The sequence below is a fragment of the Chitinophaga sp. genome (genome assembly GCF_036566945.1).
GTDB lineage: Bacteria > Bacteroidota > Bacteroidia > Chitinophagales > Chitinophagaceae > Chitinophaga.
The window spans coordinates 1-3,678 of record NZ_DATCVJ010000747.1; the positions used below are offsets into that span (position 1 = coordinate 1).

The 3,678-nt window shown below is 43.0% G+C and carries 3 protein-coding genes; 1 reads left to right on the forward strand and 2 read right to left on the reverse strand.

What is annotated here, in order from left to right; genetic code table 11:
• Positions 1-34: 34 nt before the first annotated feature.
• Positions 35-1,705 carry a L,D-transpeptidase family protein gene (locus VIP81_RS22475; RefSeq protein WP_331966691.1) on the reverse strand — a complete coding sequence of 557 codons (1,671 nt, stop codon included), beginning with the start codon at positions 1,703-1,705 and terminating at the stop codon, positions 35-37.
• 163 nt (positions 1,706-1,868) lie between these two features.
• Here VIP81_RS22475 and VIP81_RS22480 point away from each other — a divergent pair, with 163 nt between their 5' ends.
• Positions 1,869-2,195: a cupin domain-containing protein gene (locus tag VIP81_RS22480; RefSeq protein ID WP_331966694.1), complete on the forward strand. Its 327-nt coding sequence runs from the start codon at positions 1,869-1,871 to the stop codon at positions 2,193-2,195.
• 153 nt (positions 2,196-2,348) lie between these two features.
• Here VIP81_RS22480 and VIP81_RS22485 read toward each other — a convergent pair.
• On the reverse strand, positions 2,349-3,678 hold a 1,330-nt coding region (locus VIP81_RS22485), incomplete at its 5' end, for an Rne/Rng family ribonuclease (protein ID WP_331966697.1).

The following is a 3,678-nucleotide window of genomic DNA, read 5'->3' on the forward strand; positions in this document are numbered from 1 at the left end:
AATCAGTATAATCCTGAACAAAGACAAAATTCGCTTATTTACCAAACAAGGAAGCACCCAGCTTCGCATCGTGTCCATACACGTCATCCCTGAAATTCAGCTTGCCATTACTATCCACAAAGGCAGTGAAATACACAATGAATACAGGCACCTTATCTTTCACGGTCACATATTTTTCTTTACCGGCATTCATCGCATCATCAATTTTCTTTTCTGTCCAGGTAGAATCATCGCGCAGGAGCCATTGTGCCAGGTGCTTGGGTTCTGCCACCCGGATACAGCCGTGGCTGAAGGAACGTTTATTTTCTCCGAACAGGTAACGGGCCGGGGTATCATGTAAATAAATATTATACTCATTGGGGAAAAGGAATTTCACTTTACCCAGTGAATTCTTACCGCCAGGCTTTTGTCTTACGATGTACGGGAAATTACCACCGGAATACCTGCTGAAATTAATAGATCCGGGAGAAATAGTTTTTCCGCTGGCACCTACAATTTCCATGTTCTGTCTTGCCAGATAGCCGTTCCCACTACGTTTCAAGCCAGGTAATACTTCCTTTGCCAGTATTCCCGGAGGCACATTCCAATAAGGACTAAACACCACATAACGCAGTTCTTTGGTAAATATAACAGTGCTGGCACCGGGTTTACCTACTACTACATTACAGCTCCAGGCGAGTTTTCCTTTATCATATACATGCATTTTAAACTGCGGGATATTCACCATGATGTAATCGGTGGTCGGTTCTATAGGTACCCAACGCAGACGCTCCATATTCACTAATATTACTTTAATACGATCTCCCAAAGGCGTGTTCAGCGCATCCAGTACACTTTTATTGATAGTGCCATCTTCCTTTATGCCCATTCTGGCCTGGAAACTACGGATAGCTGTATCCAGGGCTGCGGTAAAACGTTTGCTGCTATCTGTTCCGGGCAGGTCACCAAAGGCCTCCAGCCGGTATTTCACTTCGGCAATAACGCTGGAAGAATCACCTTTTTTGAAGCTCTTCTGGGTAGTGCGGATAGAGTCCCATTTTTTTTCGGACTCCAGCTGGGCCAGCTTTTTCAGCTGCTGACGCAGGAGGATATATTGTCTGTTTACCGGTTCATCGTCTTCAAAAGCATTATTCTTTTTACCGACCATGGAATCCAATAAGCTCTCCATATCTATTTTCTTCCGGGGAATAAACCATTCCAGGTCTTTGGCCGAATCGGCGGTTATGCCGCCCCATACCTTATTACCGTAGGAAAAGAATTGTGCGGTGAGCAACATTTCAATGCGGGGAATGGCCGTATCTCCCGGCTTCAGGCCTACATCGCTCACCAGCAGGGTATCTGTGAGTTGCTGCAGGTCTGGTGTCATCAGACTGCTGTCTTTGATCCCGTAGGCCGCATCATTTTTCATCATGTTAATAAAGTTGCTGGCTTGTTCTGTCAGCCCGTCTTTATTGATCCATGCGTAATGAAAGTCGCGCTTGCGGTAGAAGTTGAGGATATATTCATCATACGCATCATAGCCATTATGTGATTGCAGGAATGTATTCACATAGTTACTGTCGATGGTCTCATCAATATACGCCTGCTTGGTATAGTGCGAGGTATCTCTGGCCTTTGTTTTTTTACGGGTACCACTTTGTTGCTGGCAGGCAGCAAAGATGATGAGTGACAATAAGGCGAGTAAGGAGTAAAAACGTATAGTCATATGCGTAATGGATGTATTTATTTACTTAAAACAACATGACAATTACAATTGGGATTAAAAGGGTATTTATGGCGGTAAATGTATGAAATATATATACTTATAGCTTCAGACCGTTGTTAAAATCTGCTGTATCAACTATATTTAATATCTAAATGCTAGAAATATGAATAAACCCGCGTCTTTAGATGAGATCCCTGTAAAAAACACGATTGCCGGCCACTATGGCCGTTTTGTACATGGCAGCAAAAGTACGCTGGCCTTCTGGGAGATAATGGCGGGTTCGGATTCGCCTATCCATCAGCATCCACACGAACAAATCACGTATGTGGCGGAAGGCAGTTTTGAAATGAACCTGGATGGAAAAAAATATGTGCTGGAGCAATATGATACATTGGTGATTCCGCCTAATACACCTCATGGCGGCCGTGCACTGGTCGATTGCAAATTAATTGACAGCTTTAGTCCGGCGAGAGATGATTATCGCTTTTAGCTTTTAGCTTTTAGCTTTTAGCAAAATGCAGCGGAGATAGCCAGATAATAGTATCGTCATCCGCTGCATTTTGCTAAAAGCTAAAAGCTAATGGCTAAAAGCTGGAAATCAAGTTATAAAAAGAAAAGGTCCGCAACTGCGGACCTTTTCTTTTTATAACTTGATTTCCTCGTCATTGGCGTCGAAGAAACGATATTCAGTAAGATGGTAATTGGAGTCAGCTTTTAATTTGATCCATTTTTTATAGTGGAAGTACCATTTCCATTGTTTGGATGCAAGGAATCCTTTGGTGAGGTAAGCGTACAATATAGGATGGGTGCGAATGGTGAGCCCTTTATGCTGATGATTCAGCAGGTATTGCAGGTTTTTCTCAATGTCTTCGAGGATCAGCATAGAGGCGCCGATTTTACCTGTTCCTCTGCAGGTAGGACAATCTTCTGCTACAGAAATGGTGATCTCAGGTTTTACCCGTTGGCGGGTAATTTGCATGAGGCCAAATTTCGATATTGGTAAGATGGTATGTTTAGCTCTGTCTTGCGCCATAAATTTCTCCATGGCTTCAAATATTGCCTTTTTGTTTTCCGGCAGTTTCATATCAATGAAGTCAATGATAATGATACCACCCAGATCACGCAGTCTGAGCTGTCGGGCAATTTCTGCAGCTGCTTCCAGGTTGGATGCGAGGGCATTTTGTTCCTGGTTGTTGCTGGAGCTTTTATATCCGCTGTTGACATCTACCACATGTAGAGCTTCCGTAGCTTCAATAATGAGGTATACGCCACTGTCGAGGTTCACAGTTTTACCGAAAGATGCCTTTACCTGGCGGGTAATACCGAAGTTATCGAAGATGGGGGATCCGTTATTGTAGTAGTTAACGATATCAGACTTTTCGGGTGCAATCTTTTGAATGTACGTTTTGGTGTCTGTATATATATTTTTATCGTTAACGACTATACGGTTAAAGCTCTCATTGAGCAAGTCGCGCAGAATACTGGCTGTTTTGGTTTGTTCGCTCAGGATCTTTTGCGGGGCAACGCCACCGCTGAGATTTGCCTGGATATTTTTCCAGGTTTGAACGAGGGTAGTCAGATCTTCGTGTAATTCTGCTGTTTTCTTTCCTTCTGCGGCAGTGCGTACAATAACGCCAAAGTTGGGCGTTTTGATGGCTTCCACAATTTTCTGCAATCTTTTTCTTTCTTCGGAAGAGTGGATTTTTTTAGAAACCGCAACAATATCATTAAAGGGTGTTAACACTATAAACCTTCCGGGTAAAGAGATTTCGCAGCTAAGGCGTGGGCCTTTAGAAGAAATGGGTTCTTTCAGAATTTGTACGAGGATGTTGGGTTTCCCTCCCAATACATCAGTAATTTTACCGGTCTTCACTATTTCCGGTTCATTTTTAAACTTAGTGAAATCGAATCCATCGGGCGTTTTATCGCTGATAGCTGTTGCAGTAAATTTAAGAATAGATCGGATATAGGGG